We start from the raw sequence: 16077 nt of genomic DNA on the forward strand, positions 1-16077 counted from the left end.
ATTCAAATCTAGTTACTCTATAAGCTGTAATCTTTATTATCATTCCACTTTAACTACAATCTTTCCTCTAACATGTTGTCCTTCACTCAAAATATGAGCTTCTCGAACTCCTGCTTCATTAAATGGCACCACTTTACTTATGATTGGTTTGATTTTTCCGTTTACAATTAAAGCTGATAATTCTTCTAATTGTTTTCCATTTGGTTTTAGCCATAAAAATCCTGATTTTATTCCTTCTACTTTTTGTAGTGGTTCATGAACAATGGAAACTAGAACACCACCAGGTTTAATAATTCGAAAACTTTTTTCTTGCACTTCGCCACCTATTGTATCTAACACAATATCAAAATCTGATACTAGTTCTTCAAATTTATCTTTTTTATAATCAATAACGAGATCCGCTCCTAAAGACTGTAAAAATTCTTTATTTTTACTACTAGCAGTCGTGGCAACAAAAGCTCCAAATGATTTTGCGATTTGGATTGCCAAACTTCCAACGCCACCAGCTCCAGCATGAATGAATACACGGTCATTTTCTTTTATTTTTGCGTAATCTACAAGACTTTGCCACGCTGTAAGTCCTGCAAGAGGAATAGAAGCTGCTTCTTCGTAACTAATATTATTAGGCATATGTGATACTAAATCTAATTGTACTGCAATGAATTCAGCATAAGAGCCGCTTCCTATATTTTCAGGTTTCGTAAACACTTTATCTCCTATATTGAAACACTCTACATCTTCTCCAATTTCTTCAATAACTCCAGCTACATCTAATCCTAAAGTGATTGGAAATGAAAAGCGTAACTGTTCTTGTAAGTCACCTTTTCTTATTTTCCAATCAACTGGATTAACAGATGTTGCATGAATACGTATTAATACCTCATTATTCTTAACAATCGGTTTTAAAACTTGTCTTTCTTTTAATTCTTCAACACTACCATATTGATCAATAACAATTGCTTTCATTTCCTCTCCTCCTTGCTGTTTATTTTAATAACATACAATTATTTCTCAAAATTTTTTGCCTTGAATTACCATATACTTATTTTTGGGGGTAATTATGCATGAATCGTTGTGAATTCCAAAATGAATCTTACACACACCTTAGAATCATTCAAAATTGTATTTTTAATTAAATTCAAAAGAAATGGGGCTAACTTTATGAGTGAAAAGATATTTAAAATAAACGGTATTGATATATGTACAGAAAGCTTCGGTAACTCTAATGATCCCGCTATTTTATTAATTATGGGAGCTACTTGTTCAATGATATATTGGGATGAAGAATTTTGTGAACAGTTGGCGAACACAGGAAAATTTGTTATTCGCTTTGATAATCGCGATGTTGGACGCTCTGTTACATATGAACCTGGCACTTCAAATTATTCAGTAACAGATATGGCTGAAGATGCAATCGGAGTATTAGACGCTTATCATATTGATAAAGCCCATCTTTTTGGTATGTCATTAGGTGGTATGATTGCTCAAATTGCCGCTGTAAAACATCCCGAAAGAATTTTGACGCTAACTTTACTAGCGACTAGTATAATAGGATCTGATAATAATACTCGCGATTTACCCCCAATGGATGAAAGGATTTTAACACATCATGTAAAGAGCGCAAGTATAGATTGGACAAATAAAAATGATGTGGCAGAGTATTTAGTTTCAGGATCTCGTCTATTATGTGGATCAGAACGAATATTTGATGAAAATAGAGTTTATACACAAGTAAAACAAGAAATAGAACGCGCAAACAATTTATTAAGTATGTTTAATCACGCTTTACTTCAAGGTGATGATGCATATGAAGGTGTACTTCACTCCATACAAGCACCAACATTGGTTATTCACGGAACAGACGATACAGCACTCCCATTTGAACATGGCCTCGCACTAATTGATGAAATTCCAAACTCAGTACTATTAACTCTTAAAGGGGCAGGTCATGAAAATCATCCAAATGATTGGGAAAGCATAATTACTGCGGTTTCTAAACATACATCTGAAATTTAGACAAACAAATAATTAACAGAAGGGGCACAATTTGTATTGTGCCCCTTCCATTTACAAACAAAAACCCATCACTGTATTCATATGTATAGTGATGGGACTTCTTATATTTTTCTATGTTTAAAAAAATGGACAATCTAATTGATCAACAGATTCCCATAATTTTTTTTTTGCATTTTCAGTGGATGTATTTGCTTCTAGTGTCATGTTTTTAAAAGGGTTTACTTCGACTTTTAATAAGGATGAAGGCTCCACATATAATGAGAAAACATGGCTGCTTGGTAAAGCTTTTGAAACGTCAATATCTCCTACTTGTTTAAATAATTGCTGCGCAGCAAAAAAGAAGAAATTAGTTGGATTTGATTGTTTATTCAGCCACGCAAGCATTTCAGGTGATACCGATTTATGAATATTGATTTTTACTCGATCACCACGTTTATATCGCCTAGATCGCATACTTCCACCAACTAACTTATCGTTAAGTTTGTAAATCCTAACTCTTTTTGCTTATGCTCTCTATATTTTGGCGAACAAGTATAAACTAATAATCCTCGTGCATTTGTAAATAACGGATTATCTACAAAGATTACATTTTTGAGTCGTCCTTTTTGCTTTAAAATCATTTTTAAACTGTTTTTAATAATTACTGCACCCCCGCCATAAATAAACACGTATGGATCGTCTTTCATATCATCAATTTTATTTATAATATCTGTTGCAACACGTGCTGCTAAACCTAATAGCGCTGGCTGTGATTCCTCAACTAATAAGGTATTTCTCGGATGCTTATCATTTAAATAAATTTGATTGAATTCTGTAATACTATCAATCGTCTTAGTTGGATACTTCCGGTTCCATCTCGTAATGATTTGTAGTAACGTCTCTTTTACACCATAAGATAAACCTTTACTTAGTTGCGGACGGAAATTTACCCCTAATGAAACGACTTCTTCTGTCGTCCCTGCACCAATATCAAAAGAGAGTAGAGTTTTATCTACAAAATCAATTTCAGAAACTTGATTTTGCTCACATTCTATTTTATGTTTCACAACATTTCCTTCTTCATCGTATACAATGCCCCACGTCCCAGAAGCACCCTCAGGCAGGCATTTACAATACTCAATTGAAACATTAATTGTCACATCGCGTCCGTTCGGATAATGGAAAATAACCTTATGATTTCCCATATAACGTTTTGCATTTTCAGCAGCTATTTCTTGTGTAATAAGCTGCATAGGAAGAGCGACAGATAAATCATATCGAATATTAATATGGCTAGAAGTTGGACTTTGACGCATAGCGCTTACCGCCAAACCTGATAGTATTGTAATAACCATTAACTCATCCGTTGACTTATTTGATTTCTTCTCTACCTCAGTACCTTTTAATTGATCTTGAATGACTTTTTCTCCAACGATGTATCGTACATTATTTAGCATTAACGATGGCGAACTTATAGTCACATCAATGTGGTTTTCTAATTCAGATAATGAAACATCTACCTCGTCTAAGAGTCCTGTAGGCTCACCTATATATAAAGAATAAATACTCGGAATAAAAATAGGGTCTTGCCCTTTCACCATTAACTTCAAACCGTTGTTTCCTGCATCTGCACCAGCTTTTAAAAGTATAGACATAACTACCCCCTAAATTAATCTGACATCCCTTCCAAATATATGCGAGCCCATTCTTTTACATTCAAATGTATTGTAATTTTTTATTTATCATAAAACCAAAATATTGCATACTTACATATTATATGTAAAAAGTATTTGACATGATGCTTTTCCAATTTTATACTTATATTTGTAAAGAGTTTTTTACAATCGAGGGGGGAAATTATTTATTGAATACTAAAAAAACTATTTTTATAATCATTGTTTTAGCATTAATTGCAATACTAGTACATGGCACATATAAATACATCACTGAAGGTTCTATTTTGGGTGGTACGATTTTTGCTATCTCGTTAATACTTAGTAATTTAATTAATCACATTACTTGGGGAGATCCCCACGGTGTATCAGAAGAAAGTCAAGATGAAATGGGCCAGCAAATTACATATAAAAGCTTTAAAATTGCGTATTTTGTGCTTGTAGTTGTAATGTTCCTTTTATTAATCTTCTCCGAAGGATTTTCTATGAAGGCTAATTTAGATGGCGTTAAAAACCTCCCTCTGTTCATCGCAATTTGCTCTTCATTCTTTATTTATCCTATTGTCGAACTCATAGTTGCAAAACAATATAAGTAAAAAGATGAGGTTTTCTACATGTAGAAAACCTCATCTTTTTATATTTACATACTCTCTACAATTGCTTTTAATTTATTCACAGTACGCCAATTCCTAACTGTAGCTGGTGTATGTAACTTCTGAAACTGGTTCATTAATTTAGAATTTCGAATGCTATTTTTGAAAAACAAATAAGCAACCTTCTCATCTATATAGCAATCTTCAAGTTCACTTTTAAATGTAAGCAATTGACTACTTTCCTCTTCAGAAAGTACATTAGCTAAAAAAGCAACATGAACACTTTCTCCTTCTAACAATGAATGAACTTCATACGGACATTGTTTAATAATATTTATAAATTCACCATATGTTCTTAGCATGACTGGAACATCGAAATCAAATTCATTTTTTATTTCAGATTGTATTCGGTCCTTTAGAAAGTTTATATCTTCCTCAGATTCGAACACGATATTACCACTTTGTATATATGTTTTCACTTGTTTTAACCCTATTGATTCAAACACTCGTTTTAAATCAGCCATTTTGATTACTTTATGTCCACCGACATTGATTCCTCTTAGTAATGCAATATAAAGTGTCATATTATTCCCCTCACAATAAAATAAACTTATCAATTGAATCGATTTTCCCACTCATATTTCTCGGATATTTGTTTTAATTCTTCTAACATATCATGAATAGATAATACCTCAAATAAAATAATAGACTCACTTGAAAAATGGTGATGATAATGATTTGGTTTATAATCTTTTAAATCATTTTTATAACTCCAAGTTGAGATATTAAAAAATTCACAAACTAACACTGTAAGAAAAACTGCAATCCCAGTTTTAATCACTCTTCCCCCAACGATATTCCATTTTCTATCTTGATTCATTTTTTATATCCTTCATTTCTGTTTCATTTTATATACATATATTATATATTACTAAAATAAAAAAACCTACTACGTGAATATTCAAGAGTAAGTTTTCTATCTCATTATTTCATTATAGGTAAATGCATTATTATTTGTTGGCCAATTGGTCCCATTCTTCTAAAACCTTTATCCTCGAAGCCCACTTTTGCATATAAATTTTGTGCAGGAATATTTCTTTCATTCACAGCAAGTACAACTTCATTTTTTATTGGAAAATAGCGTTTTACAAACTCTTCTAATAATAACAATGACTTTTTAGCGAATCCTTTTCTTTGTCTATTGTGATTAATAGAAAATGACGTTAAAAGTAAAGCACCCTCATTATCTGTGAACTCCTTTACTCTATCTCCCGTTTCCAATGCGAAAAGACCCACCGGTACGCCATTGTAATCTAAAATAACAATCACATTTTTTGTACGATCACTTTTTTCTTTTTCCAGTAATGCGCTTGGATCTGCTGTAAACTGAACTTGTTCACTTGGTAAAGTAAATGTTTGTATAACTTCTTTATATTTCTCCTTATACGGAACTAATTGAATTTCCCCTGTGTGTATGTTCATGCTAAACTCTCCCATTTTTTAGCTTATTAACTTATACCTTGCTGTGCTTTTGAATGCACTCTTCCATCTAAAAAGGTAATTTCAACAAATGAATTTGGATTGTTTCCTTTCCAAGCAAAAATTTGTTTAATTTGTGTAGAATGTTCTACCCCTTCTTCTATAAGTAAATCCCCTTCAAAACCAATTAAATCTTTCACTTCTGTATAAGTCATTCCTTCATTTATGTTCGAGAAATGATTTATATTGATAGATTCTTTCTGTTGCCTTTCCATCACAGTAGAAGAAGTTGCTGTTTGATTTTTCACTTCTTTTCTCTTTTCACACGCTGTCATACTGAAACCTAAGCATAAACTAAACAATATACATGCGCTTTTTTTCATCATAACAGTTGTCCCTCCCATCATAATTAAACCATATATTCCCTTAAAAATAAACTGAATATTTAATATTATAGTTAAAAACCTCGCACAATTAAGTACGAGGCTAATTTCATTTATTCAAATGATTATTTGATTGATCATCCTGTTCTTTTCTTAACTCTTGTTCTTCATCTTTTGGTAATTGTTTATCATTATCTTTAATTGGATTCGTTTCTCGATTTTCAATCATATCATTTGGAACTTGTGGCATTACTCGTCCCACAATAGCCGCTAATTCATCTAGTATACCTTCACCTGTTTTTCCTTTTTTAATTTGCTTTCCGATTTGTTTGAGGCGTTCATACGTATCAACATCTGCTACAACGACTGCATTAGCACCGTCAGGGTCATTTTTTAAACTTTCTGCAACAGAATATTTAATTGATTCAACACGAGTTCGATCAAGTTTTGCTTTTACGTCTATACCTACAATAGCATATTTTCCAACAACGACCGCTGTCGCATCATTCACACCTGGCACACTTGCTGCTAAAGATGCTAAATGATCTGCCGCTTTTTCATTTGGCTTATTTGATTTATTCGTATAATTAACATTTTTCATTGAAACATTTTTTTGTTTCGGCTTTTCGTTTGGGTTTTCTTTTGTTCCAATACTGCATCCAGTTATAACGAAGCAAAGCATTAATATATATATTAGAGTTTTCATTATTTTCACCACTTCACTTTTAAGGTTTAATCATAAATTTTTTCAACAGCTTGCATTTTCTTTACCTTTTCCTCGGCCCCGCTATTAGCATTAATGAATATTTGGTACGTATCTTTTCCTAAAGTACCTACAAATTCATAGCAAAGTACTTCATTATGCAAATCATTAACTACTACAGCTTTACGTTCTTCCATTACTTTTACATCCGGATTGATTTTCTTTCTTGCTTCTGCTGCAGTTAGCTTTGCCGATGGAACTGTTCGTTTTTGATGTGACGCTAAATATTCTTTTGCGGAGAACCCTACGATAGAACCGTCATCTAAAGCAATTTTCATTTGGATTGCTTCTGGATAAATTCGTACTCCATTTTCATTTACTACATACGTAAATACACCAACATTATCATATTGAGAGCTATCATAAAGCTCCATATTATTAAACTTATGGTCCTTTAAAAATTTTAAACCTTTACTACCTGCATCGTTTAAACTAACTTTCTGTTCTTTAATTTCGCGGTTATTCATAACCCAAATTGGATATCCGCCTTTTCCGGTAATATCCATATAGAACTCATTGTTCGTTGCTTCATCTTTAATTTTCACACTATAGAAGGATTCTTTCGCACCTTTTCCACTTTTCTCTACATCTACTTTTTCATTTCCTTTTAAATTTAAAAACGATTTGGCAATTTTCGCCGCTTCATCTTTAGAAATTGCCTTTCCTTCCGCTTCAAATCCGCCTTTTTTATTTTTTTGCGCACTTGTAAAGGTCGGTCCGAAGTTTGTAGAAGAATATGATGTTACGTTTTTCTCTACAGTTTTCAATCCATCAATAATTGTGTTATCTGCTGGATCACGATTTGATGCAAGTGCCATTTCTACATCCATCCAGCGTAAATTATTTTTCAAAACAAGATGTTGTACTTTTCTTAGTTCATCTTGTATATTTCCTGCATTTGAATATAAAGTTTGTAGCGTTTTATATTCTTGCTCATTTAACGGCTCTTTTTCTAAATCACGAATGGCTGCACGGTAACTGAAATCACCGATATTCGCTAAAAATTCTTCCGTTTTATTAAATGGCATTAATGTTAAAGGAAGTTGTCCAACATCTGAGCGAGCTTCAGATGTTAAACGCCATACATCCGCTAATGCAGGTGATAAAGATGATCGTGAATTCATCGCAAGTGTTGTGCCAATTTTATCGTGTAATAAATCGACTTCGTATGCTAAATCATGGAATGCACGTTGATAGCTATTTTCCGCTCGAATTAAAACCGCATTTTTCTCTTGGTGCTCTTTATAGCCCCAATAGCCTGTTCCTACTACACCGACTGTTAATAATACAATGATAATACCTCGTAACATTGTCCCACCTCCGCTCTATTTACAGAAAATATGTTTACCGATTTTTTTAATTTGTGGACGAGTCCAAATCCATTTACTAGTCGCAGTATCTGGATTGAAATAATATAAAGCATTTCCTGTTGGATCCCATCCGTTAATCGCATCTAAAACTGCTTTTTTTGCTGTTTCATTTGGCGTTAAATATATTTGTCCATCGGCTACTGCTGTAAATGCTCTAGGCTCAAAGATTACACCTGAAACAGTATTTGGGAATGACGCACTTGTAACACGATTCAAAATAACGGCAGCTACTGCAACTTGTCCTAAATACGGTTCACCACGTGATTCGCCGTATACTGCGTTTGCCATAAGCTGAATATCATTTTGAGAATAACCGTTCGGAACATTTGTCCCTTTATTTTGAGGTGGTTTATTCTCTTGTGCAGTTCCGCCGCTATTTCCTTTATTCGTTGTTGTCCCTTTATTAGCAGTTGACTTGTCATACTTCGTTGCCTTCACGAGCATTTGCTTCGTTTTAGCTCCAGCTAAACCATCAACGGGTAATCCGAATTTCTCTTGAAAATTCCGAAGTGCCCAGTATGTACCCCATCCGAAAACACCATCCACTTTTCCCGTATAAAATCCGTTATATTTCAAACGAGATTGCAGTTCAATGACATCTTCGCCAGATGCTCCTCTTTGAATAACTTGATTAGAAAAAGCTTCTACATTCTTTAGTTGTATACTACTGACCATTAAAGACAGTCCTATGAACGCAAGTAAAACTGCTATTTTAAAAATAGCTTTTTGGCGCATAATTTTCCCTCCTTAATTACGGAAATGATTTCTTGGTTATGTTTTGTAAAAGCCTCGCTTTTATGTAAAGAAGACAAAAAAATCCAAACTAATATCGTTGAAAAAATATGTAAACAATATAAAAAAAGGATGAAAGGAGTTCATCATGAAGAAATCGTTAAAACGTGTCGCACTCGTCATTCTGTTCCTAACAACATGTTCAAATATATATACAGACTCATCAATTGTTCATGCGCAGCCGCCGTATGCCAAATGGGGTAAACTTGCCGTAGAAAAGACGAAAGAACAATACCCAAAAGCAGAAATTATTGACTATCTTCATATAGGTAGAAAACCAAAAACAGTTCAAATAACTGTTGAAAAATTTAAATTGTGGTTACGTGAAGATGGAAAAGAATATGGTGTTTTTGTTGATGTAGAATTTGAAACGAAGACGGAGAAATTTATAAAGTTGTCGTTTCAGAAGACGAGTAGATAAAGTGAAACCCCACTGTTAAAAATGGAAACAGTGGGGTTCCTTGCATTTCTAAAATTCTTTCCTAAAGTTTCGATTCCCTAAAAATCTTACCAATATACAAATAGCGCCAATTACTACAGCTATCCCTATACTATATAAAAGTACTTTACCATATCCACCTATTCTCGGATCTAAAAACGGATATGGATACCAATTCACGATTGGACCACGTATTAAGCTATATACAACGTAAAAACACGGGAATAAGAGCCAACTTGCAGCTTGTTTCCAAGTGATTTTCTTAATAGGTGGATTTAAAATCCAATCTAAAAGCATTGCAATCGGCATGATATAATGTAGCACAGTATTTACCCATGGTATTGCCGTTTGAAGTGACTCTTCTAACCCTCTTAGTAACAAAAAATAAACGAGTCCTGTCGTAAGTATGTATACCGTTGCCGCACCACGAAGTATACTAAACTGTTCTGAGCGACCAAATGTAGCTGTTCCGATACTGCTTAAAAGGAGAATACATGCAACTAAAATGTTACTTTCAATAGTGAAGAAACTAAAAAAGTTAACTGGATTAAACGGCTTCACTTGTGCCCTAATTATGAATTGCGTAATAATGGCGCTACACACTAGAAGACTTAAACATAATCTAAATAAAGATAAAATTTTTTCATCCTTCATACATTCCCTCCTTTTCTTATATATAATTAGAATTTCCCTGTACATGCTCAATAAATAGTTTTAATGGAACAAGCCCACGTTTTGGCATATGACTACTTATAATAGCTACTATTTCTAACTGAGGAATGATAACGATGTATTGTCCGCCGTATCCCATAGCAAAATATATACAATACGGTATGTGAAATCTTCCGTTATCTAATACCCACCAGTGATATCCATATGCACCGACATGTTCATATGTTTCAAATAGAGCCCTACTTGACTCTTCTAACCATTTCGCTGATACAATTTCTTTTTCATTCCAATATCCATTTTGCAAACATAACTTTCCTAATTTTAATAAATCGGTAGATTTCATTTTCATACCGAAGCCGCCGACATATATACCTTGCGGATCTTGTTGCCACTCGTATTCGTTAATTTCTAATGGATCAAATAAATATTTCTTTGCAAACCGCTCTGTCGACATTCCAGTAGCTTCTTGAATAATATAGCTCAGTAAATGAGAAGAACCTGAATTATAATTCATTTTTGTAGCAGGTTCTTCAATTATTGGCTTTTCTAATATGTACTGTACCCAGTTCTCTGATTCTACAAAGTCATTTGGGAATACTACTCCATTTCCAAACTCTTTCCAATCCTCACCAGTAGTCATTGTTAATAAGTGATAAAGCGTCAAATCATGTTTTTCCCCAGGTACATTTTCAATCCACTCTGTAATCGGTGTATGTATATCATTTATATAGCTCTTATCAAGAGCAATACCAATTAATAAAGATACAATACTTTTTGTAATCGAATTTATTTTATATAATTTATTTGCACATTCAGGTGTTTTATAGTACTCAGTTGTTAATTCCCCTTTTTGATAAACAAGAAATGTATTCACTTTTTTCTTTTCGAATTTATTTTCTAGTTGCTTGAAATCCAAAAACTTTACCTCCATTTAAATAGTTACTCCATTTATTATATCTTGTTCCTTCATTTTAAACATAATTGTGCTCAAATAAAAATAAACCTGTCAGTCATAATGAACTGACAGGTTTATTTTTATAATTTCGTACGAACATTCCACAGCTCTGGGAAGAATTGTTGATCAAGTACTCGTTTTAAATAAGAAACACCGGAGGATCCACCTGTTCCCATTTTATGTCCAATAATTCGTTCTACTGTTTTCATATGACGAAAACGCCATTGTTGTAGCCAGTCTTCAATATCAATCAATTTTTCAGCAAGCTGATATAAATTCCAATATTTTTTCACATCCGCATATACTTCTAACCACGCTGCTTCTACTGTTGCATCTTCTTCATAAGGTTGCGTAATATCACGGTTTAACACATCTTTATGAATAGGGAATCCTTCTTTTACTAATGTTTGAATCGCGACATCATATAGACTTGGTGCATGTAGCGCTTTATGAAGTCGTGCATGTAATTCTGGATCCTTTTCATAAATTTTTAATGCGTGTGGCGTTTTATAGCCAAGTGCATACTCAATCATACGATATTGATACGATTGAAAACCTGAAGCTTGACCGAGTGAATCACGAAACTCAATATATTCTGATGGTGTTAATGTCGCAAGAATATCCCAAGATTGAATAATTTGAGACTGAATTTTTGATACACGTGCTAACATTTTAAAAGCTGGTTGTAATTTATCTTGTTTAATAGATTCAATCGCCGCATTTAGCTCATGTAAAATGAGCTTCATCCAAAGCTCACTTGCTTGGTGAATAACGATAAATAACATTTCATCATGATGGTCCGATAATCTTTTTTGAGAAGATAGTAAACTATCTAATTGTAAATACTCCCCATACGTCATATTCTCTTTAAAATCCGTATGAATCCCTTTTTCCATAATTACTTTTTCATTTTCTTTCATATTAGCCAAACGCCCCTTTTATATGATTCTACTTATATTGGTCTAATAACGGCTCGAACTGGACTTCCATCTGCATCAGTTAATGCAAGTGGTAATGCAATAAGTTCATAATCACCGTCTGCTACATGATCTAGTACGACATTTTCTAAAATATGAATTCCATGTTTAAATAATTGATGATGCGCTGCTAATTCTTTATCATCTAGCGGATCAACTGATGGTACATCTACTCCGATTAAACGAATACCTTTCTCTGAAAGAAAAGGTGCTATGTCTGCACGTAAATGAGGGATCACATCTGGAAATTCTTCAGCTTTTCCATGTGAAGATGTACGTAATAATAATCGTTCTACACCTTCTAAATGAAAGCTTTCTAATTCCTTTTTCCCAATGCTTTCAAAATTAGAAACGTCAATAATCCGTGCTGGACCAACATAAACTTGAACATCTAAATCTAATACTTTCTTTCCATCATTATCAAAATGAAATGGTGCATCAATATGAGTGCCTGTATGAATACTCATCGTTAACTTTCCGACATTTACCGAGCCACTTTCTTCTTTTGACCATGAAACTTCATACGAGAACGGTGTGTCTCCTGGCCACGTTGCAATATTATTATTTAGCGGTTGTGAAATATCAATCCACTCTGATGTTTTCATATTTATGCCACAACCTCTCGCTTATTTTCAAACTGCTTATACTCTTCATTTTTCATAATTTTCTTTAATATTTGTACAGATTTCCACACTTCTTCGTATGTGTTATATAAAGCGACCGGCGCAAGTCTCACCCCATTTGGCGCTCTAAAATCTGGAATTACTCCATTTGCTTTTAGTGCTTTACATATACGTGCTGCTTCTGCATGCTCTAAATAAATGTGCCCGCCTCGTTTTTCATCCTCTAATGGATTTCCAATTGTAAATTCGAAATCTTTTAATTCATGTTCAATTAAATTCAGCATGTACCTCGTAATATGTAAAGATTTCTCACGTAAACGCTCAATACCAGCATCTTTGAAAATTTCAAGTGAACCAATTAATGGTGCTGTACTTAAAACGTGAGGTGTACCAATTTGATAAGCACCTGCATGATCAGCGGCTGTTAATGTATGCTCCATATCAAACTGCTTATCTTTTCTAGAACTAAACCATCCAGACAACCCTGGTAGTCTATTAAAATGTTTATTATTTACATAAATTCCTGCAACGCCACCCGGTCCTGCATTTAAATATTTATAATTGCACCAAACAGCAAAATCGACATCCCAATCTTTGAAATGATGCGGAATAGATCCTATTGAATGGCATAAATCAAATCCAATGTGAATGCCGCGTTTATGAGCTTCCGTTGTTAAACGTTTCATATCCAGAATTTGACCACTTCTATATAAAACAGAAGGTAATAAAATTAAAGCGATATCATCTTCCATCGCATAAATAATATCTTCTTCAGAAAGTGTTCTACCATCTCGGCTTTTCACTCTTACTAAATGCTCCTCTGGATCTAATCCTTTTAAACGAATTTGACTTTGAAGTGCATAAATATCTGATGGGAAAGTTAATTCATCCGCAAGTATTTTTGTACGTATTCCTTTTGGTTCGTAAAACGTCGCAATAACTTGGTGTATATTTGTAGTTGTAGAACCGGTTACAATAGTTTCTTCCGGTAAAGCACCAATAAGAGGGGCTGTAAGTTTACCTAATTTCTCTGAAAGGAAAAACCACGGGTGCTCACCTTCTGTCCAGCCGTCAATGCCATACTCTTTCCACGAATCTAGCAACGTAAGTAATGATTTCTCTGCTCTTTTTGAAAGTAGTCCTAATGAGTTTCCATCTAAATATATCGTTCCTTCTTTTTTATAGAATTCAGTTTGAAAATCTTTCAGTTCATCATGTTTATCACATTCAAGCGCATATTCATAATTCGGTTGAAATGGTTCTTTATACATGGTGTCACCTTCTCTTAATTTTCTTTTTATTCTAACTAATTGAAATATATCACCTCAATTGATACGACGTCAATGATATTATGTCAGTTGACTTTATATATGAATTTCTTTTACAATACAGTTATATTTTCAGATATTTCAGTATAAAGAGGTGATTCTTTGAAAAACAGTACCCTTTCATCAAGAAAACACCGCTCCTTAGAAACGAAGAAAAAACTATTACACTCTGGTTACACTATTTTTATAAATAACGGATTTCAAAAAACGACAATTACACAAATTATTAAACATGCAGAAACTGGTTACGGAACAGCATATGTATACTTTAAAAACAAAGATGATCTCCTCACCGTTTTAATGGAAGATGTTATGAATCAATTTTATGATATTGCCAAGCGCTCCTTTTTGCCTCAAACGAAGGAAGAAGCACATAAAATGATTCAAAATCAAGTTAGAGCATTTCTACAACTAGCAAAGAAAGAACGAGCTATTTTACAAGTTGTAGAAGAAGCAATCGGATTATCAAAAGAGATACGTCAAAAATGGGACGAGATACGGGAACGCTTCATAAACAATATTACGCAGGATATTACATACTCTCAAGAAAGTGGATTAGCACAGCCTGAATTAAATAAAGAAATTGTAGCACGTGCTTGGTTCGCAATGAATGAGATGTTTCTTTGGGCAATTGTGAAAAATGATAAAAAATTTGAGTTAGAAGAGATAGTACATACATTGACGGAGATGTATACGACGGGGTTATATAAATAGCACACCTGCAATAAATACGGTGTGCTATTTTACATCTATAAAAATATATTATCTGGGTATGGTAGTGCTAAAGTAGGCTTTTGAGAAAATGAGAAATATTGTAGTTTTAAAGATTCACCATCTATCGATTTCAGTTTTCCACTAGTAATTTCACATTCAAACACAACAACAATATATTCTACTTGATTGCCATTCGGATATATATGACGGAACCTTTCCCCTCCAAATACCCCTTTTTGTTTTTTTACTTGCACTTTCAAACCCGTTTCTTCCCACACTTCACGAACTACCGCTTCTTCTGGAGTTTCTCCAGGCTCAATTGCTCCAGCTGGCAAACTCCAGTATTCTCCACCAGGATATTGAAATAAGATTTTCCCTTGCTCATTTTTAATAACAGCAGCTACACTCGGTATTAGAATTAGTTCATGGCCTAATTGCTCACGAATTTTTTTATAATATAGCGACATTGACATACAATTCTCTCCTAACCTATTAATAACTGTATTTTCTGATATTAATTGTATAATATTCTTAATACAAACTACTATATAGAAAGGATAAGAACATGTCACAAGAAAAACTTGTAAACAAGTTTCTATCGTTTTTAGGTGCTACAAAACAACCTACTAGCTTAAAGTTTTTAAATGAGCTTATTAAAGCTCATCAAGAAAAGGTAAAGTGGGAAACTCTTACTAAAATAATTGACTGGGAAAAAAGTAATGAAACAGAGGATTATTTTCCTTACATTGAGACATACATAAACCGTATTACAACAAAAGGTTTGGGCGGTACTTGTTGGACACACTCAATTGGATTCCATTGGTTACTATCCAATCTTGATTTTGATGTTCATTATATGTATGTATATGGATCCTGGACATTTATGTTTACGAGTTAATTTAGAGCAACCTTATTATGTCGATGTTGGTTACTGTGCGCCTTTATTCCAAGCTTATCCACTTTATGAAGCATTTCAAGTAAGTAATGTAAGAGAAACTTTCACTTGTGAAGTCTCAAATAATAGGATTAAAATTGCTAGAAATCCAGGTCCAGCAAAAATCTTACATACAGATCCAATACATTTATCAAGTATGAAAGAACTCATTACAAAGTCTAATGATTGGCGTATATCTCCTGTATTAAAGAAAATTCAGATTTTCGGTTATATCGATGGCATTCCGACTTCTATTAATAATAATGTTTTAAAACAATATTCCCAAGGTAAGAAAATAGAACAAAGCCTTACATTTTCTGAACTTAATTATTGGATAACAGAAAGATTTTGTATTAATTAAGAAATATGTGAAAGAGCTATTGAGAT

19 protein-coding genes and 2 pseudogenes are annotated in these 16077 nt (G+C 33.4%); 5 read left to right on the forward strand and 16 right to left on the reverse strand.

The features are described from left to right. Nucleotides 1-39 precede the first annotated feature (39 nt). Nucleotides 40-966, reverse strand: coding sequence for an NADP-dependent oxidoreductase (locus AC1Q8M_RS09935; protein WP_097997467.1), 927 nt, complete (start codon nt 964-966; stop codon nt 40-42). Nucleotides 967-1161: 195 nt separating this feature from the next. Between AC1Q8M_RS09935 and mleBCA the strand changes: the two genes are divergently transcribed. Then, the gene (gene mleBCA, locus AC1Q8M_RS09940) at nt 1162-2016 is read left to right on the forward strand and encodes a BCA family alpha/beta fold macrolide esterase (protein WP_001290781.1); all 855 of its coding nucleotides are present in this window, start codon (nt 1162-1164) and stop codon (nt 2014-2016) included. Between the two features lie 117 nt (nt 2017-2133). Here the strand turns inward: mleBCA and AC1Q8M_RS09945 are convergent, their stop codons facing one another. After that, nucleotides 2134-2469 carry a hypothetical protein gene (locus AC1Q8M_RS09945; protein ID WP_001257761.1) on the reverse strand — a complete coding sequence of 112 codons (336 nt, stop codon included), beginning with the start codon at nt 2467-2469 and terminating at the stop codon, nt 2134-2136. 11 nt (nt 2470-2480) lie between these two features. Next, complete coding sequence (locus tag AC1Q8M_RS09950) at nt 2481-3650, reverse strand: ParM/StbA family protein (RefSeq protein WP_000025622.1); 1170 nt, start codon at nt 3648-3650, stop codon at nt 2481-2483. Nucleotides 3651-3859: 209 nt separating this feature from the next. On the opposite strand from AC1Q8M_RS09950, the gene AC1Q8M_RS09955 reads away from it, so the two are divergent. Beyond that, on the forward strand, nt 3860-4264 hold the full coding sequence (locus AC1Q8M_RS09955) for a hypothetical protein (RefSeq protein WP_001093142.1): 405 nt from the start codon (nt 3860-3862) through the stop codon (nt 4262-4264). A 44-nt stretch (nt 4265-4308) separates the two neighbouring features. On the opposite strand, the gene AC1Q8M_RS09960 is transcribed toward AC1Q8M_RS09955, so the two are convergent. The 7 genes and pseudogenes from AC1Q8M_RS09960 to sleB all read right to left on the reverse strand — a co-directional run bounded on the left by AC1Q8M_RS09960 (nt 4309) and on the right by sleB (nt 8991). Next, nucleotides 4309-4845, reverse strand: a complete 537-nt coding sequence (locus AC1Q8M_RS09960) for a DUF1697 domain-containing protein (protein ID WP_000177384.1) — start codon at nt 4843-4845, stop codon at nt 4309-4311. 224 nt (nt 4846-5069) lie between these two features. Then, nucleotides 5070-5141 (reverse strand): annotated as a pseudogene (locus AC1Q8M_RS09965) (hypothetical protein); the annotation flags it as partial. Nucleotides 5142-5245: 104 nt separating this feature from the next. Then, nucleotides 5246-5758 (reverse strand): GNAT family N-acetyltransferase, encoded by a 513-nt coding sequence (locus tag AC1Q8M_RS09970; protein WP_141549486.1) that lies wholly within the window; start codon nt 5756-5758, stop codon nt 5246-5248. Between the two features lie 11 nt (nt 5759-5769). Beyond that, complete coding sequence (locus AC1Q8M_RS09975; RefSeq protein ID WP_016512697.1) at nt 5770-6126, reverse strand: hypothetical protein; 357 nt, start codon at nt 6124-6126, stop codon at nt 5770-5772. A gap of 106 nt (nt 6127-6232) precedes the next feature. Beyond that, entirely contained in the window at nt 6233-6829 is a 597-nt protein-coding gene (locus AC1Q8M_RS09980) for a YhcN/YlaJ family sporulation lipoprotein (RefSeq protein WP_016512696.1), read from the reverse strand. Between the two features lie 26 nt (nt 6830-6855). Beyond that, on the reverse strand, nt 6856-8196 hold the full coding sequence (gene ypeB, locus AC1Q8M_RS09985; RefSeq protein ID WP_016081334.1) for a germination protein YpeB: 1341 nt from the start codon (nt 8194-8196) through the stop codon (nt 6856-6858). 15 nt (nt 8197-8211) lie between these two features. Next, a complete protein-coding gene (gene sleB / locus AC1Q8M_RS09990; RefSeq protein ID WP_001249053.1) occupies nt 8212-8991 on the reverse strand; it encodes a spore cortex-lytic enzyme in 780 nt (259 codons plus the stop codon). Between the two features lie 145 nt (nt 8992-9136). Between sleB and AC1Q8M_RS09995 the strand changes: the two genes are divergently transcribed. Next, on the forward strand, nt 9137-9469 hold the full coding sequence (locus AC1Q8M_RS09995; protein ID WP_016512695.1) for a DUF3889 domain-containing protein: 333 nt from the start codon (nt 9137-9139) through the stop codon (nt 9467-9469). Nucleotides 9470-9517: 48 nt separating this feature from the next. Here AC1Q8M_RS09995 and AC1Q8M_RS10000 read toward each other — a convergent pair whose 3' ends face one another. The 5 genes from AC1Q8M_RS10000 to kynU form a co-directional block, all read right to left on the reverse strand. Then, nucleotides 9518-10141: a Pr6Pr family membrane protein gene (locus AC1Q8M_RS10000; RefSeq protein WP_000650960.1), complete on the reverse strand. Its 624-nt coding sequence runs from the start codon at nt 10139-10141 to the stop codon at nt 9518-9520. Nucleotides 10142-10157: 16 nt separating this feature from the next. Continuing rightward, a complete protein-coding gene (locus AC1Q8M_RS10005; protein WP_000346232.1) occupies nt 10158-11075 on the reverse strand; it encodes a serine hydrolase domain-containing protein in 918 nt (305 codons plus the stop codon). Between the two features lie 119 nt (nt 11076-11194). Further along, a complete protein-coding gene (gene kynA, locus AC1Q8M_RS10010; protein WP_098400279.1) occupies nt 11195-12034 on the reverse strand; it encodes a tryptophan 2,3-dioxygenase in 840 nt (279 codons plus the stop codon). A gap of 32 nt (nt 12035-12066) precedes the next feature. Beyond that, nucleotides 12067-12696 (reverse strand): arylformamidase, encoded by a 630-nt coding sequence (kynB, locus tag AC1Q8M_RS10015; RefSeq protein ID WP_000858069.1) that lies wholly within the window; start codon nt 12694-12696, stop codon nt 12067-12069. Nucleotides 12697-12698: 2 nt separating this feature from the next. Next, entirely contained in the window at nt 12699-13985 is a 1287-nt protein-coding gene (gene kynU / locus AC1Q8M_RS10020) for a kynureninase (RefSeq protein ID WP_000276261.1), read from the reverse strand. 159 nt (nt 13986-14144) lie between these two features. Between kynU and AC1Q8M_RS10025 the strand changes: the two genes are divergently transcribed. Beyond that, entirely contained in the window at nt 14145-14756 is a 612-nt protein-coding gene (locus AC1Q8M_RS10025) for a TetR/AcrR family transcriptional regulator (RefSeq protein WP_000798544.1), read from the forward strand. A gap of 35 nt (nt 14757-14791) precedes the next feature. On the opposite strand, the gene AC1Q8M_RS10030 is transcribed toward AC1Q8M_RS10025, so the two are convergent. Then, nucleotides 14792-15229, reverse strand: a complete 438-nt coding sequence (locus AC1Q8M_RS10030; protein WP_098855353.1) for an NUDIX hydrolase — start codon at nt 15227-15229, stop codon at nt 14792-14794. Nucleotides 15230-15321: 92 nt separating this feature from the next. Between AC1Q8M_RS10030 and AC1Q8M_RS10035 the strand changes: the two are divergent. Continuing rightward, nucleotides 15322-16051: pseudogene (locus AC1Q8M_RS10035) on the forward strand (arylamine N-acetyltransferase family protein). Nucleotides 16052-16077: the final 26 nt, after the last annotated feature.

The sequence above is a fragment of the Bacillus sp. GW823-FHT06A10 genome (assembly GCF_058795375.1).